The sequence below is a fragment of the Vallitaleaceae bacterium 9-2 genome (genome assembly GCA_038396585.1).
Lineage (GTDB): Bacteria > Bacillota > Clostridia > Lachnospirales > Vallitaleaceae > UBA1351.
Map to the genome: position 1 here is coordinate 3202075 of CP121691.1, position 25392 is coordinate 3227466.

17 protein-coding genes are annotated in these 25392 nt (G+C 40.5%); 1 reads left to right on the top strand and 16 read right to left on the bottom strand.

Features of this window, described 5'->3' with window-relative positions; all coding sequences use genetic code 11:
• Positions 1–137 precede the first annotated feature (137 nt).
• The 13 genes from QBE53_14650 to QBE53_14710 form a co-directional block, all read right to left on the bottom strand.
• Positions 138–2645 (bottom strand): S-layer homology domain-containing protein, encoded by a 2508-nt coding sequence (locus QBE53_14650; GenBank protein WZL81024.1) that lies wholly within the window; start codon positions 2643–2645, stop codon positions 138–140.
• 186 nt (positions 2646–2831) lie between these two features.
• Complete coding sequence (locus QBE53_14655; GenBank protein WZL81025.1) at positions 2832–4460, bottom strand: GGDEF domain-containing phosphodiesterase; 1629 nt, start codon at positions 4458–4460, stop codon at positions 2832–2834.
• Positions 4461–4559: 99 nt separating this feature from the next.
• Positions 4560–5414, bottom strand: coding sequence for an effector binding domain-containing protein (locus QBE53_14660; GenBank protein ID WZL81026.1), 855 nt, complete (start codon positions 5412–5414; stop codon positions 4560–4562).
• A gap of 93 nt (positions 5415–5507) precedes the next feature.
• Positions 5508–7481 carry a methyl-accepting chemotaxis protein gene (locus QBE53_14665; protein WZL81027.1) on the bottom strand — a complete coding sequence of 658 codons (1974 nt, stop codon included), beginning with the start codon at positions 7479–7481 and terminating at the stop codon, positions 5508–5510.
• 109 nt (positions 7482–7590) lie between these two features.
• Entirely contained in the window at positions 7591–12132 is a 4542-nt protein-coding gene (locus QBE53_14670; GenBank protein ID WZL81028.1) for a polysaccharide lyase family 8 super-sandwich domain-containing protein, read from the bottom strand.
• Positions 12133–12283: 151 nt separating this feature from the next.
• Positions 12284–13462, bottom strand: a complete 1179-nt coding sequence (locus QBE53_14675) for a serine hydrolase (protein ID WZL81029.1) — start codon at positions 13460–13462, stop codon at positions 12284–12286.
• Between the two features lie 134 nt (positions 13463–13596).
• Positions 13597–15438: a hypothetical protein gene (locus QBE53_14680; protein ID WZL81030.1), complete on the bottom strand. Its 1842-nt coding sequence runs from the start codon at positions 15436–15438 to the stop codon at positions 13597–13599.
• 3 nt (positions 15439–15441) lie between these two features.
• The gene (agaF, locus tag QBE53_14685; protein ID WZL81031.1) at positions 15442–15861 is read right to left on the bottom strand and encodes a PTS galactosamine/N-acetylgalactosamine transporter subunit IIA; all 420 of its coding nucleotides are present in this window, start codon (positions 15859–15861) and stop codon (positions 15442–15444) included.
• 10 nt (positions 15862–15871) lie between these two features.
• Positions 15872–16345 (bottom strand): PTS sugar transporter subunit IIB, encoded by a 474-nt coding sequence (locus tag QBE53_14690; GenBank protein WZL81032.1) that lies wholly within the window; start codon positions 16343–16345, stop codon positions 15872–15874.
• Between the two features lie 4 nt (positions 16346–16349).
• Positions 16350–17708: a sulfatase gene (locus QBE53_14695; GenBank protein ID WZL81033.1), complete on the bottom strand. Its 1359-nt coding sequence runs from the start codon at positions 17706–17708 to the stop codon at positions 16350–16352.
• Entirely contained in the window at positions 17708–19075 is a 1368-nt protein-coding gene (locus QBE53_14700; GenBank protein ID WZL81034.1) for a sulfatase-like hydrolase/transferase, read from the bottom strand. The genes QBE53_14695 and QBE53_14700 overlap by 1 nt, the downstream gene beginning before the upstream one ends.
• 15 nt (positions 19076–19090) lie before the next feature.
• Positions 19091–19906, bottom strand: a complete 816-nt coding sequence (locus QBE53_14705; GenBank protein ID WZL81035.1) for a PTS system mannose/fructose/sorbose family transporter subunit IID — start codon at positions 19904–19906, stop codon at positions 19091–19093.
• Positions 19896–20702, bottom strand: coding sequence for a PTS sugar transporter subunit IIC (locus QBE53_14710; GenBank protein WZL81036.1), 807 nt, complete (start codon positions 20700–20702; stop codon positions 19896–19898). The genes QBE53_14705 and QBE53_14710 overlap by 11 nt, the downstream gene beginning before the upstream one ends.
• Positions 20703–20907: 205 nt before the next feature.
• On the opposite strand from QBE53_14710, the gene QBE53_14715 reads away from it, so the two are divergent.
• Entirely contained in the window at positions 20908–21624 is a 717-nt protein-coding gene (locus QBE53_14715; GenBank protein ID WZL81037.1) for a GntR family transcriptional regulator, read from the top strand.
• A gap of 109 nt (positions 21625–21733) precedes the next feature.
• On the opposite strand, the gene QBE53_14720 is transcribed toward QBE53_14715, so the two are convergent.
• The 3 genes from QBE53_14720 to QBE53_14730 all read right to left on the bottom strand — a co-directional run bounded on the left by QBE53_14720 (position 21734) and on the right by QBE53_14730 (position 25390).
• On the bottom strand, positions 21734–23215 hold the full coding sequence (locus tag QBE53_14720) for a diguanylate cyclase (GenBank protein ID WZL81038.1): 1482 nt from the start codon (positions 23213–23215) through the stop codon (positions 21734–21736).
• Positions 23216–23361: 146 nt separating this feature from the next.
• Complete coding sequence (locus tag QBE53_14725; GenBank protein WZL81039.1) at positions 23362–24411, bottom strand: Gfo/Idh/MocA family oxidoreductase; 1050 nt, start codon at positions 24409–24411, stop codon at positions 23362–23364.
• Positions 24412–24424: 13 nt separating this feature from the next.
• Positions 24425–25390: a sugar phosphate isomerase/epimerase gene (locus QBE53_14730; GenBank protein ID WZL81040.1), complete on the bottom strand. Its 966-nt coding sequence runs from the start codon at positions 25388–25390 to the stop codon at positions 24425–24427.
• Positions 25391–25392: the final 2 nt, after the last annotated feature.

Below are 25392 nucleotides of genomic sequence, written 5' to 3' on the forward strand. Positions count from 1 at the left end.
CCCCATACCTTGTCCATAGATAAGCATATTAGAACAGAATACTACACATGATAGCGTAAAAAGGCTCAAGTGATTTCTCACTTGAGCCTAAGTGACTAATTGTACTTTAGCGAGTTACCTCACATTTGACAAAGAGCCTATTTAATTACGTCTCTAACGATAACCATTTGAACATAATTACTGTTAGCTGCATCTAAAACTACATCAATTTCTACAGCACCATCATCAAGAAGGTCTTTAAGATCTCTTAAGTTGATGTCATCAATATCACTTGCATCAGTAGCATCAAGGATGATGTAATCAGATACAAGTTTTAATGTAGCTGCTCTACCATCAACATTGAATTCTCTGTCTGAAACATCGACACTTGCTAATGTTTCACCAGCTTCAAGTTTATCAGCATCAATTGAATTGATTTCTAAAACTTCATCAGTTTCATCATCAATAGTTAATACGAATAGAGCACCTTCAGTAGTTGCTTTTTTAATAGAATCAGCGCGGTAAGTATTCTTTCCAGCAGTTGACCAAGCAGTTACACGAACTACTTCATCATCTGTGTTTAATCTGAAGCTATCAACAACAGCGTTTACATCTGAAGTATCATCGCCAACTTCTTCTGTTACAACATAAAGTACTTTGTCACTTTCAAAGTAGTAAGTACCTTCTGCTATATCATCAAAGTTATCTTCACTCCACTCAAGAACAGTTACATCATCTTTATCAACGCTCTCTCCAGGATTGAAAGCTTTCCATCCATCAACAGCAAAGACAACAACACTTGAAGTTATTTTGTTTCCATCAACATAGTCGTCTCCAACTTCGATTTCAGAGTTGAATGTTCTTGAATCAACAAATGTCAACTCTACAATGTCACCATCTTCATCATAAACAAATTCTACAACTTGTCCTGATCTAAGAGCGTTACCATCATTAGCTGCTACAACTTCTGCTTCTGATGATACATCATCATCATCATCAGCTGAATCAACTGCATTGATTGCATCTAAGTCAGTTAATTTAACAGTTTCTGTTACTTTTGTTCCTTCTTCATTAACAAATACAAATTCTGCATATGTACGTCCAAAAGAAGTGTCATACTCTACATCTTCAAGTAAGATACCAGCTACTGTGTTTGTATCAGCTTCTCCAAGATCACCATTTACGAATACTAATTCGCCAGTTCTATCAAGGAATAACATTACATCTTCTTCTGCAGCTTCCATGTCTTCTGCAGCATCTTCATCAAATACTAAGAAGTCATCACCATCTAAGTAGTATGAAACACCAGCATCAACAACAGTTGCAGTATATTCGTAGTCTTCATCGTCAACTTCAATAGCGTCAGAATAAACGTTTTCGATTTCACCTTTTACAGAGTTATTATAAACTTCAGCGAATTCATCATCATCATTGAAGAATACAACGTCATTTTCTTCGATATCAGTAGTTGCAATTAACATACCGTCTTTGAAAATTGTATATCCATCAAGGTCAAATTCTTCACCGTCAACAGCAATTACAACTTGATCATCATCTTTGTCTAATTTTTCTGCAACAAAGATATCTTCAAAAGTATAAAGGTCAACGAATACAACATCATTTTTGTCATTAAGAACAACTTTACCTAATGCATAAGTTTTGCCATCATAAGCTGCTTCTGCATCACCATCATTGTCAAAATATTCATCGAAGTTGCCACCATTAACAGCTACTTCAGCATCTTTGTGCATGTCATATTTTTTATCAGCTGTTACTAATTTAAGCTCGTCGCCATCAAATTCAACAGCATCAAGGAAGTAGTCACTAGTGATATCAGCAAAGATAACTTCATCATCTTCATTTACCCAAACATCAGCTTCGTTTAAGTATAAGTGATAAAAGTCAAGACCTGTAGCTAATTCAAAAGTTCCTTCATCAGTTTTGATTTCATTGTCGTCTACATCATAGTCTTCAACAACAACACTGTACTCATCGATGTTAAGGTTAACTGTTAATAAAGTATCTCCAGCTAATGGACCGTATTGTACAGAACCATCATACTCATAACCTCTAGCGCCCCACTTAGTAATTGTAAGTGTGTTTACTAACATCTTAGCAGCATTACCACGTGTTGCCATAGCGTTACTTGAAACGTTTACTTTATCAAGAACACCTTCAAGGTTTGCACGAGTGATGTAGTTTGCTGGCCAGTTTCCTTCTTTGTCTACTACTGGACCTAATCCAATTAGACGAGTAAGGATTGTAATCGCTTCAGCGTTTGATAAAGGATTACTTGGCTTGTAAGTTCCATCTGGATATCCTTTAAGAATACCTCTGTCTACAGCTACGTTGATGTAACCAGCTGCCCAGTGGAAAGCGTCTACATCTGTAAAGATTGTGTTAGCTTTTGATACTTCAGCAGCATCGTTAAGCCCTAATGCAAGAACTGCAATCTTAGCGAATTCTGCACGAGTGATTTGTCCTTCTGGACGGAAAGTTCCATCTGGGTAACCTTCCATAATACCTACGGCATTTAATTTTGTAACAGCTACTTCGTAATCTGTATCAACAACATCTTCATTTACAGCTGCAAATGCTGATGACATTGAACCAAATACTAAAACGAGTGTTAACAATAATGCCATAAAACGTTTAGTGTTTTTCATGTTTGTGTTTCCTCCTTTTAAATAGTTGTCTGTGAATACAGACCAAATTATAGCACTCCCCTTTAAGACTCGTCAATATGTAACAACTAGATGTAATGAGATTGTAACACAACGCTCTCCCGCTGCTTCCATAATACTCTACTTAAAGTCTGTGCCTGTATTTCATTTTATCACAATGACGGTGAATTACAAGCAATTTTGCGATTTGTAACGTAGGTGTAATATTTCGTCATAATAGGCAGTGATGGCATCTGCTGATATCGGCTCACTGTAATAATAGCCTTGTATAATATCGCATCCCATGGCTTCTAATAGTTCCACCTGTTCAAGGGTCTCTACGCCTTCTGCTACCACTTCCTTATCTAATAGATGCACATAATCGATGATGCTTTGCACAAGGACATTGATCTCTTTTTGCTGGAGCCGGTCCATGAAGTACTTGTCAATCTTAATCACATCCACATCCACTTCTCCGATGGAAAAGTAGGTGTTATACCCTGTACCATAATCATCGATTGCTATCTTATAGCCTAGCTCACTATACTTTTGCAGATTCTCCTTTAATAGGCCATCGCTTTCAACTACAACCCGTTCTGTAATCTCAATCTCTATCTGTGAGGGCAATACGCCGGCTTCTTGAAATATCTGATCAAATGCTTCTCGAAAGAGCGGGTCTAGAAGCTCCCTTGAGGTTAAATTAATCGACACCTTCACATCTATCCCCGCTGCTTGCCATGCACCTATCTGCCATGCACACTCTCTAGCCACCCATAGGGAGATCTCATCAATAATCCCAATCTCTTCTGCTACGCCGATAAAGATATCCGGTCCTATAGGCATCTTATCCTTGCGGTCCCAGCGAATAAGGGCTTCTACTCCACACACCGATTGGGTATGCAGATTATACTTTGGCTGATACATAAGATAGAAGGCTTCACTTTTCACCGCATGCGATAATGCATTCGTCACTTCGAAGGCTAATCGGTTCCTTCGATCGATGTACTTATTATAATAGAAGAAACCCGTTCGTTGTCCTTCTTCTTGGTCAGATGCTGCACGCACATGCGATATAATATCAAAGGCTTGCATGCCGTGATCTGGGTACCTTGCCAGACCTCCTTTGACAAGTAATTGTAACCGGTATCCATTGACTTCGATTGGAATAGAAAAACTTTTATAAAACTCTACACTTTTTTTCTTGATATGTTCATCCGAATACCCTTCCATAGCCACTAAATACTCTGACCGCCCATGTGAATAACACGTATGTTCATCAAAGGCTTCCCTCATCTTATGACCTATACCTCGAATCAGTTGACTCATGGTCTGGTCATCTACATACTTGCTGATACTGCCTAAGTTCGTTATACGATAAGTAACAAGGCTGAATTTTTTGCCTTGTTCAATATATTGTTCCAAATCCTGTTTTAATTTATTGGTATTATACAGACCTGTATAGATACTGCGTAAGTCCGTCTCGCGTATGCGTTGATTTAAGACATTCATTCGTGCGATGAGTAGTCCTGACACTAGACTTACAAGCAAAAAGAACGACAGACGAATTAACCAGATAGCTGGTGATTGCTGTAATCCCAAGTTCACGTTTAATGGCATATAAGGTCCAAGGCTTAGCCCTGCAATAACTGCTATAGCGACACTTCCTTTGTATCCAAAAAAATATGCAGCCAGCAATATAGGCAAATACATCAAGTGCGGCAATGCCGTACTCGTACCCCCTCCCATATATATCGTTATATTAAATACAACAACTAGCGCTATGATGCTCAACCATTTTAACACAATCTTAGGTTGCATATCTTTACCCTCTCTTCCTCAATTCTTACCCTTATGGATAAGTATAGCATAAAATGATAAAGATATGCACTATCAATTGTAGTCAATTGTAAATTTCTTTTACTTTTTTACCGGAACCCAATACTCGCTTATATAGTCGGGGGAGCTTGGATTTCCTGGCATATAGACTTCAAGTTCTGCTGTCCCTGCATGTTCAAACTCAACGGATGGAAACCATTCCGAAAAGACACGCTGTACAACATTTTGCAAACTTTCAGGCAGTGCTCCTGTTGCCTCAAAGACTGCATAAGTGCTTTTGGGAATAGTTTTTTGAACCCAGCCTTCTTGTACAAATCCTTGATCTTCAATCATGATGCCATAATTAAACATCCCCGCATCCATGTCCATATCCGCACATACACCTAATACGCCAAGCGGTCCCATACGCTCCATTAGCAATGCATATTCCCCGCTTTCCATAAGTTCATCCCAAAATTTAGGAATAACCTTAAAGTTTTCTCCGTGTTGTATGCTCACTTTTTTTATTGGTCCGACAACGGAAAAGCTTTCTTTTTCAACAATTTTTACTTTCATTTCTTCAACTCCCTTTATCTGCAATTGAAAGGTTAACTTGGGCTGCATCTTAAGATATGGTTTTTCACGTCGCACAGACGATGGCGAATACCCAAATTGCCGTTTGAACGCTTTGGTAAATCCTTCTGCCGTCTGATAACCATACTTAAATGCAATGGTAATGATTTTGTCTTCGGTCGATAAGAGGTCTCCTGCGGCTAGGGACAAACGGCGATTGCGAATATATTCTCCAAGCGTCAAGCCTGTAACGACATGAAACAATCGTTGGAAGTGGAATCTGGAGCAACACGCAATTTTTGCAATTTCCTGGGTATCCATCTCGCCTGACATCTGCTCTTCCATATATACTAACGCTTTTTGAAACGCCTCTAATCCTGTCATCGCAACCTCCATCACCTAAGCTACTTATATAGTAACACTTTCAATCACAGTTTATCTGTCTTTTATTGCAACATGTGGACAGATATAGGGCTCTTACTCTGTCTTAAATCGTTTAAGCATCTGTTCAAGCTTTCCTGCAAGTTCCCGTAGTTCTTCTGAGGAGGTATTAACTGAACGTACTGTCTCTGCCTGAACTTCCATAGATGCGGTTACTTCTTCTGATGCCGCCGCTGTCTCTTCAGATACTGCAGAGATATTTTCAATAGAACCCACAACCTCTTCTTTTTTCTCTGATATTTCTTGCACTTTATGGGTTGCTTGTTCAATCATCCGTGTAATGTCTTCAATTACAGAAAAAATTACTTGGAACGTTGTCTCTACTTCTTTAACGGATGCATTTTGCAGGTTGCCGCTTTCCTTAACCACACCCATGATCTCTGTCGTTTCATTGGATTGGTCTTGGATCTCTTGAATATGCTGTTGAATCTCTTTGACCGCGTTGGCTGATTCTTCTGCCAACTTACGAATCTCCTCAGCTACAACAGCAAAGCCTTTGCCATGTTCTCCGGCTCTTGCTGCTTCAATAGATGCATTAAGCGCTAAGAGGTTGGTCTGGTCTGCAATCGAATAGATTGTCTCAACAATCGTTCCAATAGTATGGCTCTTACTGTCTAGACTACTAACTGCATCTTCAATACGAATAATCGCCGTATCGCTCTCACTTGAGCGTTCACGCAACGTCTTAATGACCGTACTGGATTTTTCATTTTGCTCTTTGACATGATCGGCTTTTCCCATCATCTCTTGAATATATGTTAATAATTGATCTAACGCTGTATTAAGCTCATTGGCTTTGATGACACCACTCTCTGAGTCTTTGGCTTGATCGCTAGCTCCAAGGGCAATCTCTTGGACAGTTTTTGACACTTCTTCAGCGGATATAAGCGCCGTCTCAGCATCCTTAGACAATCCGTCTGACGCCGTGCTTACGCTATATGATGCTTGCTTCGTCTCACTAACCAGTTGACTGACATTATCAAGCATTGCATTAAAGGCCGTTGCCATGTGTGCAATCTCATCTTTTCCTTTAATTTGTACACGCGTTGAAAAGTCCCCTTCCTTCACGGTATTCATTGCTTCTTGTAACCTTTTGACTGGCTTTGTGATTTTACTGGAGAAGACAGTACTAATCATGATTACAATGATAAACGTAATGAAGCCGATAACTAATATCTGGATTAATATCGGAAGCGCTTTATTGAAAAACTCTGCATTATCAATTCCAACAATAACCGTCCATCCGGTCTCTTTAATCTCTCTATAGACACCAAAGCGACTCGTTCCATTATAAGTATAGTTAACTGTACCACTGGAATTTTGAGTAATCGCCTCTTTAATCTCTGGAATTGGAACTTCTTTTCCAAGAACGCCTTCCTCTTTATGCGTCAGCACCTTGCCTTGTCGGTCAAGGATAAAGGGATAGCCTGACTCAAGAATCTGAATAGCATTCATCTGCTCACCTAGTGTTCCAACATTTATATCCGCTGCCAACACGCCGATAATGGAATCATCACGTCCATAAATAGGCAAAGCAACAGATATGGTGATTGAATCATCGACCGAATTAACATAGGGATCTGTCCATATAAATCCTTCTGCTGCAACTGCCTCTTCATACCAGGGTCGCACCATCGGGTCAAAGTCTTCCCCAACTTCACTCTCTGGATAGATATAGAACTCTTTGTTCTTATACCCGACATAGATATTGCTAACAGCATCAAACTCGTCAATATAATTGGAAAACTCTCGTGTAAGCATGCGTATATCTCGTTCATAGTAAGCCTTTTGCAAACTTTCGTTGATGCGCATCACACTTAGTGCGTGTCGATACATCTCAAGTTCTCTTGTAATATTGCCGGACATCTCTTCTACCAACGACTCAGAGACTTCCTTGATTTCTTCTGAAAAAATTCGCTGTGTTGTCAAAAACGACAATCCGCCAAGAGCAATCAGCGCAAATAAAATAGTTACAATAAATGTAAGACTCAACTTCATTCTTAATTTCATGGCATCCTCCTTGATTCTGTTTTCAGTTGACTTTGTTATATCGGCTGATTTGTTGAATCCCTTTAATTATATCTCAAAAAAAGTGGTCAGGCAATGCCATGAAATCTTGCTACTTATTTGGTTTTTCTTTTTTGGGCTTCCCGTTACCCGGTTTTTCTTCCTTGATGGAAAAAGCCACTTCTTGGGTCTCACCGTCTACCGCACTTAAATCAATATAAATATACGTATATTGATCTTGTTCAATGACAGAGATAGCCTCACTCTTATTCTCAACGGTTAATTCACTAGCATTAAGGACAATCTCAACTTCATCTTGAAGTTTTTGTGTCGGGTCAGCATAGCTCACAATCCAGCGCGTCTCTTGGTCTTGTGTCATAACGATTCCCGGATGACTGATGGACTGAATCATCGTCTCTTCTTCTAGGTGTGTATCTTCTTCCCAAAAAACATAGCCCGTCAACCCCGTTGTTGATTCCTTGACAATCTGAGCCGAAGAATCATTACGAAGAATCTTAACCTCTGGTTTTTTGTAGTATTTTTTTACTTGGGAGCTTTTATTCATCGATGGAAGAAGAACATAACTGTACTGTTCCATCGTCGGGTCAATTCCATGGTCTTTCCAAAGGGTGACATAGTTACCGGTGACTGGCTTATCACCATCTACAAAACGCGCGGCACCATTAATGTCCTTCCAGTAGCCTTCCCGTTGTTCAAGAAGGATTTTGAGCGTTTCTTGTTCTGGAAAATAGTACCCTATACCATTGGATAGATATGCCCAATCGACTTCTTTTTCATGGATAATGCCATCGCGCTCTATCTTCTTACCATTAATAACTAATGTCTCCGTTGCTGCATCACTAATTTTTCGATTTTCCACAATCGTCTCTATGGTTCGCCCTTGACTACTATGAATATCCGTCCCTAAGGCTACAATCTCATTGTCAAAAAAGAACCATGATTTTTTAGCCTTTAAATCCATGCCCACTTGATCGTTATCCTTGTTTAACTGCATTGCTGCAACACCGTAGGTATTCTCCAGCGTTACGCCTCCGACGAAGCTTTCCTTCGACTTTTTACGTTCTCCTGCTGCATCCGATAGCTCTTTGGTATCTACCGTTGTTCCCGGCAATCGATAAGGATTTACGGTTGGCCAATAACCTTGGGTAAAGTGTCCCAGATCTTCATGATAAAGATATAGCATACCATCTCCCGTATGCCATCCATGCAAGTTCTCTTGATTCAGACTTTCATAGTTGGATATGCGATTAGAATACATACTGATTCCTGCTGCATACGAAGCATTGCGATGCACAATCCGGTCCATATCTGCAAAGACATAGTTGCCGACCAACGGCCCCCTAGATTGGATACTGGAATCATTAAGAATCCTTTGTGCCTGTAACAAAATGTTCAAGTCATTGGCACTATCTAAAAAGTCTAGATAGTCATTGGATTCAATCCAATATTTGACCATACTCTTTATTTCACTTGCATACGGTTCCGGCGCAAAGCTAGAGTACTCAACCATTCGCTTAATCATACCGATGCCATGCTTACGCTCGCCAATATCTTGACGTGCAACGGATCGTCCTGAAACCATGTCCATCATCATCCCTCTATAGATTAATGGTTGCACACCTTTTATAAGCATCTCATAGACATTGTTAACCGATTCAGACTCTTTTTCCCATGGACTATCACTTAGGATATTAAAAATACGTCCGATACCTGAAAAGAGAATGCTTCCATAGGTTCCTGTATATGGCACATGATAATGCTGAACGAAGGAACCATCTTCATAAAAACCATCACCTGAATCAACATATTCATAGACGACTTCCAAACTATGACTTGCATCCAGTATCTTAACTTCATCTTTATCAAGAATCCCACTGCCAAGAACAACTAAGCACAAATCTGAGCGGTTAGCGCCTGTAGATAATACATGCCATTTTTTTGAAAAATATCTTGGGTCTGGAACATACCAATCAAGTGCATCCACATAGGCATCAATTAACGCTGGCTCAACATCATCGTGGATAAGCACTAGAGTATCAATAATGTGTTGCGCAGAGCCTATTTCCCAATCCCACCAGTTGCCATACCACACATCCGCCTTATAGTGATGTCTGTTCATCCACTCCAAACCATAGACGATGTCTTGTAAAAGCTCTACATTTCCTTGTAAGTCGCTTCCTGTAATCTGATATGCCTTGGCCATCTGATTGAGATAATTAAAGTTTTGTGTCACCGTCGATGAGGTTGAAAAGTCGCTGCTTGATTCCCACAAGTAAGCGTCGCTTTCGGTATCCATGGACTTCCAAGCGTCATAGCCTGCCTGTTCAATATTTTCAATCAAAACACGTGTTGACGTGTCGTCAAGGTTAGGCGCAACTCCCCCGACAATGGAGTCAAACCATTTTTTTCTCAAAAGGTCATAATCATCGTCTGCCTGCATTGTTACTTCAAGTTCAAGGGTATCATAGATATGCTCTTGATCTAAGCTCTTCGCAATAACGGTTGTCGTTCCAACGGATATACCTTTGACAAAACCTTGGTCAATCGATGCAATGGATGAATCTGCAACGCTCCAAACCACACTCTTATCACTGGCATACTCTGGATACGCTGTTGCCAAGAGCTGGCGTCCTGTCCCTACATCTAGGACAAGGCGTTCACGGTCGATTACAACCTCATTTACCGGAATATATCCATCGACAATCGTCACTTCACATTTATCGGTTATCGTTTCATCATCTAAGGACTGTAATGTAATCGTCGCCGTTCCTTCCCCTTGCCCTGTGATAGTGCCTCGGGCATCTACTGAGACGATATTTTCGTCAGAGGAGTACCACTTTACTTGCTGGTTGGTAGCATCCCCAGGATACACGCTATACTCTAACGATGCCGCGTTGCCTTTGCGAATGGTTATCTGGTCGCTTTCTATATCAACGCGTTCCACTAAAACCACATCGGCCAACACTTGAATCTGATCAACCAAAACTTCTCCGCTCGCTCCGTTACCACTGCCCCACTGTCCCAAGAACAGCACCACTTTAAGATGGGTTGCATCCGGGTGATTAACTACATACTGACCGGATAATGGGGTCCAATCCGAATATACGCCATTGGTCAAACTATCTAGTGTCGCCCGTGTGCCCTCAATATAATTACCTTGACTATCGACAAGTTCCACACGTAAAAATATAGGTACTTGACTACTATGGGCGGTTGTCAGGTTACCTTTAACCAATGTCTTTACTTGGTACTGTGCACCATTAACAATCGGTATTCTGTGTTCTGTCTCCGGTTCAATCCAGCTAACTGAAGAGTCCAAAACCATCTCAATATTTCCCTGCGCATCAACATCGATTGTTGGCTCAGCGGCTCCATCTACTGCAAACTCCGGTCGATATTGATACCGCCATCCATCGGGTTTTGTACCCTTTGCCCAATAAGCTTCTTGGGTCTCTTTAACGATTGCAAAGTCACCATTATAGGCAATATCTTCTTGCTCTACCTCCGGGTCTTCCGGGTCTTCCGGATTTTCTGGGTCTTCTGGGTCTGTCGGATCCCCACTACCTTCTTTAAGAAGTTGTATATAGTCTAAACCATATGTTCCATTTGCTTCTGAATTCGTCCACCATCCAAATACGACGTGGATACTGACATAATTATAGGCTTCATCATCAACTGTGAACGTATATTGATCAACACTCCAGTCTCTGGTGTTACTATACGCCCCAAGTTCAACCTGCTTAATAGGAGAAGCTGCCACATCCTCATAATAAGACGCTCGGATATATATCGCCGCTCGACTCGTATTGACATTCTCCAGATTTTGCTGCATATGATGAATATTCACAACATATTCATCCCCTTGTTCTACAGGGATTTTTTCACTCATCAAATAGGCACTCGTATCTTCTAGCATAAACTCTATCGCCTTACCACCTTGATACTGCGCTCCTTGAATCACTTCCGTTAGCGGCAAGCTGCCTCCATTGGCGATAAGCTTCCACTGATCCAGCCCATTTTCAAATTTTGGGTTTGCCAACAAACCATCTTCAATACTTTCCTCGGGCTGTTCATGACGTGTGATGTCGATATGATCAATATAGAGATCACCACTGACTTTTGATGTTGTCCACCAACCAAAAACAACTTGCACCGAGATGTAGTTAACGTCAGGATTTGTAATCTCAAAACTTGCTGTCTGCGTCCTCCAATCCTTCGTTCCCGATACCGTCATCAATTCAAGACGCTCTGGGGTTATCGGCGCCGATGAGGCCGTCTCAAATTGGTTGATTCTAAAAAACACGCCATCTTTTGCCGGATCCATGTTCTCTATTAAAGTGTTCTTAAGAACAACATTCAAATCCAGCCGGTCTTTATAGTTCACTGGGATACGTACACTTTCAATATACCCTAGCGCTTGTGTCATTGATGCATGTAGTACGTTTCTTCCTTCTTGCTGGACAAAATCAAATTCCGGCAAGGGTCCGCCGCCACTTTCTTTTTGCGACCATGCGTCTAAGTTACTGTCAAAGCTCTCTTCGAAGCTTTTGGTTGATTCCACTCCATAGATTGAAATCTGCATAGTCGATATGCACAATACTACAATTAAAAAACTTGCAATCCATTTTCTCATCTTCCTATTCATCCTCCTTTTGTCATATAATATTATGATAAAGCACTTTCTATTGTGAATTCTATAGGCGAATTTTTGCTTTTATTGTCATTATTCGATATTTCTTCGTTTTTTTGCACAAAAAAAGACTGAGGTATTAAAAAACCCCAGTCTATATTGACGCATATATTATATTTCTCAATTTTCGTGTTAGACTAATCGTTCCGGCATCTTTTTTTTGCATCATGATCAATATGTTTAATTCGTCTTTAGGACAATTGCAAAAATAAGCACCCAGCCAGCCATCCCATCCATATTCTCCTTGGCTTCCCAAGATTCCTGCTTGACTACACTCTGTCATAACCCGCATCAGATTTCCATAACTATGTCCACTCAAGGTATACCATAGGTCAAAGCTTTGTTGTTGCGATGGATGCAGTGTTGAGGATGTTAAGTATTTTACAGTTCTTGGTTGTAAGATTTGAAGGTTTTGGTGTCTGCCTTGATGCATAAGCATCTGTGTAAACTTAGCATAGTCATCAATCGTTGAGACAAGTCCTGCCCCTCCTGACTCAAAGGCCGGGAGACGGTCCATCCCATTAATTATCCCTAAATGATTGCCTTCATACACTTTAAGCTCTTGCGCTTTTGTCGTCGCATATGCCGACGCCAGACGATGGCGCTTAGTCGCCGGTACCCAAAATCCTGTGTCGTCCATTCCCAAAGGTTTGAACAGCTCTTGTTCTAAAAATTCACCAAACCTTACTCCGCTGACGACTTCAACAATGGCTCCTAAAACATCTGCTGACGTCCCGTATTGCCATGAGCTTCCCGGCTCAAAAGCCAGCGGACACTGCCCAAGAAGATTAGCTATTGCATATGTGGATAGTGCTTCTTTGCTTAGGAGCTTTTCATCAATTGCTTCAAAGACTTCTTGCGTCGCCTGACACGCCGGACTCTCGGTTTTTGGATAGACTAGCCCCGAGGTCATCGACAGCAGATCTTTAATTGTAACCTCACGAGAAACCGGAGACTTTCCGATGTCATCTTCCACATGTTGTCCGATAAATCCAGGTATAAACTGACAAACCGGATCAAATAAGTCAATTAATCCACGCTCAAATAGTAACATCACCGCTACTGCTGTTATTGGTTTCGTCATGGAATACAAACGGAATATAGTATCCCGTTGGATTGGTAAGTTTTTTTGTACCTGACGCATTCCTGCTTCATGGTAAAAGACTTCCTCACCATCTTTATAGACAAGAATATTGGCTCCAGCCACTTCATTCCGGTTAATCGCCTGTTGCAAAACTCTTATTACCTGGTGTTTGGTTTTATCGCTGAGCATAGTAGCCTCCTAAGTATATTGTTGAGTATGTATATATAATAACAGATTTCAACTTATAAAGGGTGATTTTTGTTCTACTATTGCAAATCAACTATATCAGGCTCAATTTTCATTTTCTTCACACAAGAAAAGCCTTACTTGTCACCAGTCCATATCGGGCTTGTCCATCCAATATGTCGATTGTCCATAACAATTCGTCCATAATAGTAGGCATCTGCTTTTGGATCAATGTCTAACACCAGCTCAAACCATTCATCGGCATTGGGCACGCTATGCAAGAGTTGACCATCTCTGATAATCTCTATCTTGCTTACGACATGGGGGGCGATGCCTTTAAAGATAAGCCGCTCTTGTTCAAGTGATATCTCACCAAACCACCTAGGATGGGTCGTCGCAAGGGTTCTTTGATGGGTTAATCCATCAAAGATATCTTCTCGCGTCTTATCCGCAGCAAATACCCCTGTCAATCCACCATAGCCGGGCTTACCGTCATGACCATCGCTTCCTGCCGTAACACCCCACCGTTTACCCATATTCAAAAACTCACAAAACGTATTGTGCTTTACATTATTTCTCGCTTTTAGAACCATCGGATGCTCTTGATTTTCAAAGCGTCCCCATTGACTGGAAAAAATCTCACATAAGACTTCCTTTGGGTTTGACTCCTTCCAATTGTCCAGGTTAAATCCTTCATACTTTTTCTCTTGTTGGTCCTTACTTGGCCGACCTTCACAATATCTATGAAAGTGCGGAATCGTCAACATCTTTTTATCCTTATATTTTTTCCAAAGGTCCGTCACTTCTTCAATGTCCGCTCCAGGATATCCATAGGTTGACAAACTCTCTCCAAACACAGCAATCGTATCGCCCCGCTTCGAGTGCAATTCAATCCCTGGGAAGGTAACTAAAGCCTGGGTATTATACATATCCGCTTTTTGTCCGATTTGTTCCCATGTGCTTTGATCAATGTTGACACTTCTGTCTTCATTAAATCGAAAGGTCTGCTCTGATAGACATATAAAATCTAGATGACTGACTTTTTGACTATATAGATAACTATTGTCCGGTGTGGAATTCCAATCATTATCCCGAATATTTGCCGACAGATTCGAGTGAGTATGAAGATCCCCCCAGTATAATTGTCTAGCGGCCATCCGGGAGACGATAACGGCTTTTTCTACAAATAAATCCGTACTGATAGCTTCAATTAAAAATCGTCCTTCTTGTCGCAAACTCCCTGTGAACTTGCGGTTATCACATTGTAGACGCTGGACCTCTTGCCCATGTTCATCTATAATACGAAGTTCAATCGACTCCATATCATAATCAAAAATCGGGTTGTTAAATTGATCTGCACAAACCAGTTCGACCTCAAACCGAGTATCCGGTTGAACAGACGTAGGCGCAAATACCTTTAATACTGCTGGTTGATCCGGTAAGAGCTCAACAGCATCTATCACTTCCAGTTTTACATAGTCTCCTGTACCTTGCGTATCGATGGCCACTTGATAGGTCAAATAGTTCCCTTCTACCTTGTTGGCAAACTGGGATATTCTTGACGTCATACACTCTCTACCCACCCACGGTCGGTCGGTTCCGCCAAAATACACTGAGATTGTCTCTCCCGTCGCAAGCCCCTCTTGACATGTAATGATGGCTACACGCTTACTATCCGGCCACCGCTTTATATGCGAAAATGCAGATTCAACACTTTCTACTCTTACATCCACTTTAATATCGTCTCTTGAGCCCAACGCATAGATATAGTTTGGCTTCCAATAATCATACGCTTGAAGATATTCTTCACTGCGTTGATGTTGATATGCCGGAACCTCTATAGAAAGGCTGGCGCCCTTTTTCATCTGAATATCCGAAGTAAATTCAAGACTCCATTCAAAATCCGAGCCGACAACAATTTTCTTATCCATCCTTACGACAAAGGTGCCAAAAGGAGTTTTTGTTTTTTGTATGTCCATAGATTAATCCTCTTCCATCTCGTCATCTGTTATGATGAGTTTTGCCAAACCGTGGCGCCCCGATGCAACAAGATCATCGGTGTACCCGTCAAAATCATCGACGCCGTCTTTTGTCAAGGCACATTCTAATAACATAGGCAAGTTAACACCACCGATGAGGCAAATCCTTTCATCATAGTAACTAAGTTCAAGCGCTGTCTTAAAGGGGGATCCCCCTTGTAAATCAGCAAAAATAATTATCCTGTCGCATCCGCTAAGCTCTTCAACTCTTTGCTTCATCAAAGCTTTAAGTTCATCTACCTGCATCTGCTGCTTAAAATCTATCGTATGACAATTGTCTTGATCGCCTGCTATAAGTTTTATTGATTCATAGATTCCTGTTGCAAATTTTCCGTGTCCCGTTATGATTATTCCTATCTCCATAATATTCTCCTTATAATAGTTCCCCGATGTTCACTTTTTTATCCTTAGGAACCATTTGCAAGTGAACTAACGTCCCTGCATGAATTAAATTCTTAAACGCCCTCTCGTCTTCTACAGTAATACTCACTGTGCGGTAGAGGACTTTGGAACCTTCTTTTGCTGCCATATTACCTACAATGACTTCTTGAATATCTACGCCTTGGCGAACCAACGCTTCAATAACTTCCGGCTTCTTAACCACTATAAACACATTTTGTCCATCATATTTATCTGTTTTTAAATTTTCCGCTGCTTTTTCAATCGTCAACAATGACAACTTCATACCTACAGGTACAGCACTTTTTAATGCCATCTTTTGAAGCGGATCTTTGACGACGTCATCATCAATAATCATAATACGTGTTGCCCCAACCGCCTTACACCATGCTGTTGCCACTTGTCCATGTATCAACCGTTCATCAATTCTTACTGCACATATTGCCATCTGGCTACCTCCCTATACTTACAAATTCATCGTCACTTGCATTTCTTGCTTCAATACATTCTTTTTTATTGACTTTCCATTGAGGGTCTATTGCAATGAGCCCTTCTAACATATAATCGTTTGTTTGTTCCATATGATTGTGCAACGCTTTTTTCATTGCTATGGCTATCTTTTTGTAGGTTTCATCCTCAATCACATTTCTTTTTTCCAGCGGATCAAACCTGAGGTCATATAACGCTTCTCTGTATTTTTTCTTATCTTTGATTCCTGCAGATAAGTATTCATCCTTTGTCAACGACGCATCGATATTAGAAAGATTCATCCCCAAGTAGTCATCATAATAGACGACATAACGATATTGCTTGGAGCGAACTGCTCTACAAGGTTCATAGGACGTATGAAAGTTAATCTCTTCAAAAACATACTCTCTATAGTTGTCTTGATCCCCTCGAAGCACTTCAATCATCGACTCGCCTTGAAGATTTGTCGGTTTTTTCATTTGAAGGATGTCACACAACGTGGGAAAAATATCCACATGGCTAGTAAGCGCATCCGTCGCTTGTCCGTTATGTCGTCCCTTCGGATCTCGAATCATGAGTAGCACACCTGTGCCTTGGTCATTGAGATTACATTTTGCATACGGATTGGCTAATCCGTGGTCAGTCGTAAAAATAATAATCGTCTCTTCATAGATGCCTTTTTGCTTCAGCGCTTGAATAACTTTTCCAAAGTTTTCATCCGCCCACTGGAGCGAGGTTAAATATCTCGCATAATCTAATCGTGTATTTTCATTATCCATTATGTTGTCCGGTACTTTTACATAATTTGGATCAATCCCTTTTGCTATGGTACTTGGGTATTTTCGATGGGTGGCATACATACCATAAGAAAGAAAAAACGGCTGTTTCCCATCATGTTGATGAATCCAACTCGCCGCTGATAATGCGTTTTTTTCATCCCATAAGACAAAGTCTTCTTCTTTATAACCTGCGATACTTGTCGTTAAGTTTTCATCATACCCTATCATCTTAGCGCCTTTTTCATGGTCTAGATACCATGACGCTTCATGCTGAATCCCACTAAGCACCGTATAGAATCCTTGCGCCTTTAAATAGGTGACTAGATGCTTAGACATATCCATCTCAAAGCCTCGTTGCGACAACCCAAGCATGCCGACTTGATGGGGATACATTCCCGATAAGAGGGCTGCTCGACTGGGAGAGCATGTAGGCGAAGCACAAAACGCCTTGTTAAACTTTAGTGCCTCTTTTGCAAAGCACATCATATTCGGGGTCGGAGTATTATATCCATAAGGACTAATCACTTTACCCGTATCATGTGTATGTATGTACAAAATATTCATTACTTGCCTCCGTCTCTAACCTTATCTGCAATTTTATTCGAAAAGGAAACCATTGATTCTGACTTGGGTTGTTTTATAGTTCCCCACTGTTTTAGGACATCAATCTCTCGCTTATGTTTTTCATATTGTCTTAACAGCTTTTTATCATCAAGTAAAAAAGGTTCCATTGCTTTATACTGTTCTTTATACTCCGGTGCGTCACAGGATATATCTTGATCCGTTTTGCTATCAAACATCCGTAGTGCACGACCTATCTTTAATAGTTTTATCTGGTCATGAACAATACACTGTCCATATCTTAATGGCTTTTCATACATCTGCTCAATAATCACCGGCTTTGTTTTTGGATGGGTCATGATGTCTTGTCCGTCAATATTTGGCAGATGGGCATCTGCAAGGTTTAAGAGCGTTGCTGAGAGGTCAACTAAAGATACTGCATCTTCACGCACACTCCCTTCCTGGCTGTTCATAGGTTTTATCAAAAGCGGGATGTGTATAGACGCTTCATAAAATGTCTTCTTACCAAATAAACCTCTTCTTCCAAGTTGGTCACCATGATCCGATGTGTAGACAAAGGTTCCGTCCTTTTTATCCAACCGTTTTTCAAAAGCTTTATATATCTGCCATACTTTTTCTTCCAGTTCTTGACACATAGAATAATAGCCCGCCTTAACTTTTCTACGCTTATCTTGATTCGTTGCCTGTACTAAATAGGCATACTGGTCTAAGGCTTCTTCTGATGCATAGTGTTCATCATTATACGCTTCCATATAGTTTTTATAGGATGCTTCATAACCGATATATGGAAAATGCGGTCCATAAAATCCAACCACCATAAAGATGGGCTGGTCACGCTCTATTAAAAGCTGATTCAACGCTTCTTGATATACTTGTTCATCATAATCGTGTACCGGTGAGTATCCATATCCCAGGATGTCTTGGCATCCCTGCATCTTCAGGGTATTTGCGTAATCATAAAGTTCTCTGCGCTTCACGCCCCAATACTGGGATGTTATATCTCCAACAAGACGTTCATCAAACCCGTGCCACTGATCAATACCTTTAAAGTGCATCCGTCCGACAAGAATCGTTTTGTACCCTCTTGCTCCTAATGCATGAGCAAGAGTGGGTACATCACTTGATAAAAGGCTGTCATTATCAAATATCTTCGTATGTCTTGGCAGCTTTCCGGTCAAAAACGACATGCGCGAAGGTACACACAAAGGGGCATTGGTGTATGCGTTGACATAATTTATTCCTGTTTCGCTAATCGTTTTTAGGCGTGTTGTGTTAAGCGAACTTCTTTCATTAAGAGAACACGCTTCAAAAGAGTGCTGATCCGACATAACTAATACAATATCTTTCAAAAAACAACATCCTTTCTACATAATTCCAAGAGCCACCATTACCGCCGCAAATGCCACGATAATCAGCATAACTTTTGTTCCTGACATTTTCTTCTTAGCCACAAGTAACCATGCTGCAACGGTAACAAGTAAAGGAACTAAGTTTGGCATAATCTTATCTAACAATGCTTGTACTTCAATAGACATAGATCCGTTAGTATATACATAGGATACCGGCGCTTGAACTGTTGTTGAGGCCACACCACCGATAACAATTAATCCGACAATAGTCAGTCCCATTGTGATTTTTTCAGTCAAAGCTTTATTACCCAGCAAGGATTTTGCCGCATTGCCTCCAAGGTCATAACCTTTCATAAACAGGCTATATCTAAAGGGTAGCATCGTTCCTAACCAAAGAAGTATATAAAATAACGGTCCGACAATAGAGCCATCCACAGCAAGTCCTAGGGCAATACTTAAGATAATCGGATTATATGTCCCTATGATGAGTGAATCCCCAATACCTGCAAACGGACCCATCAGTGCGTTTTTGGTACTGATAATTGTTTGCTCATTCATCTCTTCCCCATTCGCCATGGATTCTTCAAGGGCAACAACAACCCCCGGAATCATACTGCCAAGATGAGGTTCCGTATTAAAAAACTGCATATGGCGCTCTAACGCCTTGATATAGTCATCACCTTTGTATAATCGCTTTAAAATAGGTGCAATCGTATGGCAAAACGCCAATCCCATCATTCGCTCAAAGTTCTGTGCACAATGGGAAAAGAATATCCACTTCACCGCAGCTTTTCTGACCTCACCACGAGGTACGCTCACTTTAGTCTTCATAACAATCGTCCTCCTCTATTAGTTCACCTGATGTACTAACAACGCTTTGCTCATGTCCTGTTCGCATGACAAATAAAAATGCGATACCAATAGAAAAGAGGGCAAGAGCTGTAATCGTAATCGACGTTGAAATCATGACCACATATCCCATCAAGAAAAATGCAATCATCCATGTCTTGTTAACCGATTGTTTTAGCAAAAGAGCAAAACCGACTGCCGGAAGCATACGACCGGCTATTTTGAAGAAATGAAGAACAGATTCAGGTAACGCTCCAATAATAGCTTCTGCTGCCGGCGCGCCAAAGTAACAGACTGCAGCAACAATCCCAAATCTTAAGATGAACGTAGGCACTGTGCCTAGGATATTCATACGTGCAATTCCTTTTTCATCCCCTTTAGCTGCGTACTTATCTCCCCAATGTGGAAACGCCGCATTAATTGACATAAGAAAGTTAAAAACCCCAATTCCAACCATACTTAATGGAACAGCTAGCGCTACCGCATAGTCTGCGCCTCCTCCTGAGGCCAATGCCAAAGGAATACCAATATAACCTGCAAAAATCACGTCCGCCGGTAATGCACCCCCAGGTGTAATCATTCCGATATACATCGCTTGGACGGCAACCCCTGCCAAGATTCCTGATCGAAGATCTCCCAAAATTATCCCGACAATCATCCCTGCAACAAGAGGCTTCCCAATAACTTGCCAGCCACCTGTAACCCCAAAAACCCAAGGCGTTCTCTTGGAACCAAGATATGCGAACACCCCAATCAATAAAGCTTGTACTACACTCATATGATACCTCCTAATTTTTTTAGCGGTTCAGAGTCACCCCTGAACTATATAATCAAGTATAGCACTTCACTCCACTAACGTCAATACATTTGGATTATATTTTAAATACATTTGTTTGCATTTTCATTAATTGTATTTACATTTATGTTGCGTTTTTTATGTTAATCCGCTATAATAGATGGGAAAAGAACAAAGGGGGAGAACCATGGAAAAGAAAATCGCAAAATACAAAATCATCGAAAACGACTTGCTCAATGACATACATAACAACAAGTATTTGGATGGAGATCTCATTCCTACAGAACTTGAACTTTCCACCAAGTATCAGGTAAGCCGCGTAACCGTAAGACGCGCAACAGATAACCTGGTTGCTAAAGGTTTTTTAAAACGCACTGCCGGTTTAGGAACAACCGTCAATCTTAGGCCTAAGACAAGTTCTGATTTACGGGTCAGAGGATTTAACGATCAAATGAAAGACCTAGGTAAGAAGGTGGTCTCAACGGTACATACCTTTAACATCACCTCAGCCAGCCCCAAAAAAGCGCAAATTCTTGGAATCTCTGAAAAGGATCTCATATATTACATCGAACGCATTCGAAAAGCCGATGACAAAGTGTATCTTTTTGAGATTTCATATATTTCTGTTGATAAGTTTCCTGAATTGTCAATACAATATCTACAAAATTCAAAGTATGATTTTTTTAGGGATGTCAAAAATGTAACTATCGATCATCAAAAGCATGTCGTTCATCCTATCCTTAGTGATGATAAAATCAGTAGCATTCTAAGCATTAAAAAAGGTACCCCTATCATCATGGTTGAAAATTACACCTATTGTGATGATGGCACCATTATTGATTTTTCACATAACTACTACAATCCAGATGAGTATGAACTATGCTATATTAAGTCAAACACTTAATCTTAAGTTGTATTGAACCAAGCCTTTTAAACACATAAAACGGATACATCAGTAAAGTCATCTTTGCTGATGTATCCGTTTTTATTTTCTTTGGAAGTGTGTATATGTGTCAGTGTGTCGATTCCTTGACGCAGTTGCGCCCACTACTTTTTGCAAAATACAAAGCCTCATCTGTACGTTGGTATATATGGCGGAAGGTCTCACCCATCTTGCGCTGTGCTACACCTACACTTACCGTGTATTTGCCTACAATCGGATGAATGGATTTTTCTATGGCACTACGTATTTTCTCTGCAACTTCTATGGCACCTTTAATATCTGTATGCGAAAGCACCACCATAAACTCTTCACCACCTAGGCGAAAAATCACATCCGACTTTCGGCATGATTGCACCAATAAATCCGCTGTGTGCTTTAGGACTTGATCCCCGATGGGATGTCCCCAATGGTCATTAATGTTTTTAAAATGGTCTAGGTCGACTATTAGCATAGACATATCAATATCATAGCGTTCTGCCTGTTCGATTTCTGTCCCTATAAATGTCTCAAGATGATACCGATTGTATAATCCTGTCAACTTATCTCGTACCGCCAAATTCGTCAGCGTCTCTTCAATCTTTTTCTGTTCTGTAACATCATAAAAATTCAGCAAAATCGCCTCTTTTCGCTGATAAATGCCGGATGAGACAGATACTTCCATAATCACCGGATCTATTGTCCCAAAGGTCACTTCTAAGGCTCCCTTATCTTCTTCTTGAAGCAACTGTTCATATATCTGCTTCCACGAAACCTCGCTTTTCTTAAAAAGCTCTTCAATATGCTCCATCGACTTACTCACGCCTAAGCGCTCAAGTAAAACATCCCCACGTTCATTACGTGTAACTACTTTGCCCTCTTTTGATAACATGAACATGGCGTTACGCATAATGTGAAAAAGCTTAACCATATTGGTGTTATTCTCCTGGGCCTCAATGTACCACTCTCGAATGGTTTGATGTGCTGGGACAAAGACATATACCAGCAAGATAACGCTACATATAATCATTAAATTCAAAAAGATGACCTGTAGTCTCTTAATCCACAAAAACGTCTCTCCCGCCTCCCAGACATACTGATTAACCATAGTATCCATATGCGCTAAAAAGTCATCTTCATAGATAAACACCTTCATCCGCGCTTCAAGCAATGTTTCTTGAGAAGCCGGTGTGATTCGACCAATGTTTTTTAATACATCCTGTGCACTGCTTATAAAAATACTTCGGGTAGGTTCAAACTTCTCAAGCATGTCTGCTATTGCCGCGCTTTGGTTTTCTTCAACGAGTTGCAAGTACTCACTTTCAAGAGACTGTATTGATCGATGTAATTCAACTGCATAGTGATCACGTACACTAACATCAAGATTTTCTCTCAGCATCGCCACATCTTTGGCAATCTTTTGACTGAGCATACGCTGTCGTCCTGCGATATTAATCACCTCTGAAACCTTGTCATAATCTGCACTTAACTTTGCTATTGACCATTGCCATATCAAAAAAAGTGCAATCAAGAAACATGAAGCAATAATAATTCGCCTTTCCACTTTTTTATACATCGAAGCCCCCCTTATAGCAACAATTCATTTATTTCTATCATATCATATAAATCGGATTTTTTCCCTATTCAAGATTTAATTATACAAAAAAAGATTATGCGATATGATTATACCGCATAATCTTTTTTCTTATATTCTTACCATCATTACAATTTTATCGAGCACTTCTGTTCATGGGAAAAGAACGCCGCTTCCATGACTTTCATCACTTCAAGCGCTTGAGCGGAAGTTACACTAAGTGGCGCTTTACCTTCGATTGCATCAATCAAGCCATCATAAACTACCGTCAGGCTGTCAGTAACATCCATGGGCTCGCTTAGCTTAATTGTCTCTGTTGATTCACTACGCCTAGGCGCCATCGTCTTTGTCGGGCCTGCCTTAGTATAGACAATCTCATCTTCCCATGTGTTTTCTTTGTCAATACATCGAACAATCTGACCATGACAATCCCAATCATCAATTTGAAGGGTTCCTTGTGTTCCTAAAACATACCAACGCGGATGCGTTATATAATTATTGGTTGAGACTTCCACTTGTGCACTAAGTCCACTTTCAAACGTCATCACCAATCGGAAGTTATCATCCACTTCAGGGTATTCGATGCTATACATTTTACAATAGACATCAACAACCTTTTCAGGAATCATATGCATCAATTGGTCAATTAAATGCACACCCCAATCAAGCATCATTCCACCACCAAGGGATTTAATCGTACGCCATCCTTTTGGCATACCTCGTGATCCCTCCACACGAGATTCAATCACATAAGGCTTTCCAATAAGTCCTTGTTCAATACTACGGCGCATTAATACAAAGTCTTTATTGGTTCGGCGATTTTGATTAATGGTAAAGAGTTTGTCTGTTTGTTTTTCTACTTCCATAATCTCCAAGAGTTCTTCTGAATTCATGGTCACCGGTTTTTCACAAATGACATGTTTGCCTGCTCTAAGTGCTTCAATCGATAATTCTTTGTGAACTTCATTGGTCGTCGCAATCAGTACGATATCGATTGATTTATCTGTAAGCAAGGCTTCTTTACTTTCATAAGAGATGAGTCCATTGTCTTTTGCAACAGTACCACGCTCTGGATTCACATCATAAATGCCCTTAACGTTAAGACGTTTGTATTTTTTTAATTGTTTGACATGGTAGTCTGCCATCCCACCATAGCCAATAATTCCAAGTGTATACATTTTTTCTATCTCCTTATGCCCACCACATATCTGTCGGGGTCTCATGAATCAATACATCTTTTAATAGGTTTACAGCTTTTGTCAATCCTTCATCAATTGACATTAAGCCATCCTCATGTTCAATACTGACGACTCCGTTATAACCTACCGCACGTAGTGTACTTATCATCTCATTCCACTCAAGCTGTCCGTGTCCATAACCCACAGTTCTAAAGACCCAAGAACGGTTAAGCACGTCACCATAGTGGCGGTTGTCAAGCACACCGTTCACTTGCGTATTATGCGCATCAATCTTCGTATCTTTTGCATGAAAATGATAGATAGCTCCTTTTAACGCTTTAATGGATTCTACCGGATTCATACCTTGCCAGTATAGATGTGATGGATCAAAGTTAGCTCCAATAGTATCGCCAACCGCTTCTCTTAAACGTAAAAGTGTCGCCGGATTATATACACAAAATCCCGGATGCATCTCAAGAGCAATTTTTGTTACTCCATGCGCATTAGCAAATTTTACAGTTTCTTTCCAATAAGGAATAAGCACGTCATTCCACTGGTACTCAAGAATCTCACTAAAGTCTTCCGGCCATGGGCATGTTACCCAGTTAGGTTTTTGAGAACTTTCACTGTCACCAGGACAACCTGAAAATCCAACAATGGTATCAATTCCAAGCTTTTCAGCCAACAAAATTGCGTTGACAAACTGATCATGAAAATCTTTTGCAATCGCTTTATTGGGATGTACCGGGTTTCCATGACATGCCAAAGCGGCAATCTCGATATCATGTTTTTTTAATAATTCCTTAACGCCTTCAACCTTTGCATCATCTTCTAATAACGCTTTTGTGTTTAAATGTGTATCTCCAGGATAACCACCTGCACCTACCTCAAGCGCTTCTACACCCATGTTTTTTAATTTAATAATAGCATCTTCAAAACTTAGTCCATATAATGGCACTGTTAATACGGATAATTTCATTT

Coding starts and splice junctions, on each gene's coding strand:
- QBE53_14650 (WZL81024.1), bottom strand. CDS start 2,645: ATGAAAAACACTAAACGTTTTATGGCATTATTGTTAACACTCGTTTTA.
- QBE53_14655 (WZL81025.1), bottom strand. CDS start 4,460: ATGCAACCTAAGATTGTGTTAAAATGGTTGAGCATCATAGCGCTAGTT.
- QBE53_14660 (WZL81026.1), bottom strand. CDS start 5,414: ATGACAGGATTAGAGGCGTTTCAAAAAGCGTTAGTATATATGGAAGAG.
- QBE53_14665 (WZL81027.1), bottom strand. CDS start 7,481: ATGAAATTAAGAATGAAGTTGAGTCTTACATTTATTGTAACTATTTTA.
- QBE53_14670 (WZL81028.1), bottom strand. CDS start 12,132: ATGAGAAAATGGATTGCAAGTTTTTTAATTGTAGTATTGTGCATATCG.
- QBE53_14675 (WZL81029.1), bottom strand. CDS start 13,462: ATGCTCAGCGATAAAACCAAACACCAGGTAATAAGAGTTTTGCAACAG.
- QBE53_14680 (WZL81030.1), bottom strand. CDS start 15,438: ATGGACATACAAAAAACAAAAACTCCTTTTGGCACCTTTGTCGTAAGG.
- agaF (WZL81031.1), bottom strand. CDS start 15,861: ATGGAGATAGGAATAATCATAACGGGACACGGAAAATTTGCAACAGGA.
- QBE53_14690 (WZL81032.1), bottom strand. CDS start 16,345: ATGGCAATATGTGCAGTAAGAATTGATGAACGGTTGATACATGGACAA.
- QBE53_14695 (WZL81033.1), bottom strand. CDS start 17,708: ATGAATATTTTGTACATACATACACATGATACGGGTAAAGTGATTAGT.
- QBE53_14705 (WZL81035.1), bottom strand. CDS start 19,906: ATGAAGACTAAAGTGAGCGTACCTCGTGGTGAGGTCAGAAAAGCTGCG.
- QBE53_14710 (WZL81036.1), bottom strand. CDS start 20,702: ATGAGTGTAGTACAAGCTTTATTGATTGGGGTGTTCGCATATCTTGGT.
- QBE53_14715 (WZL81037.1), top strand. CDS start 20,908: ATGGAAAAGAAAATCGCAAAATACAAAATCATCGAAAACGACTTGCTC.
- QBE53_14720 (WZL81038.1), bottom strand. CDS start 23,215: ATGTATAAAAAAGTGGAAAGGCGAATTATTATTGCTTCATGTTTCTTG.
- QBE53_14725 (WZL81039.1), bottom strand. CDS start 24,411: ATGTATACACTTGGAATTATTGGCTATGGTGGGATGGCAGACTACCAT.
- QBE53_14730 (WZL81040.1), bottom strand. CDS start 25,390: ATGAAATTATCCGTATTAACAGTGCCATTATATGGACTAAGTTTTGAA.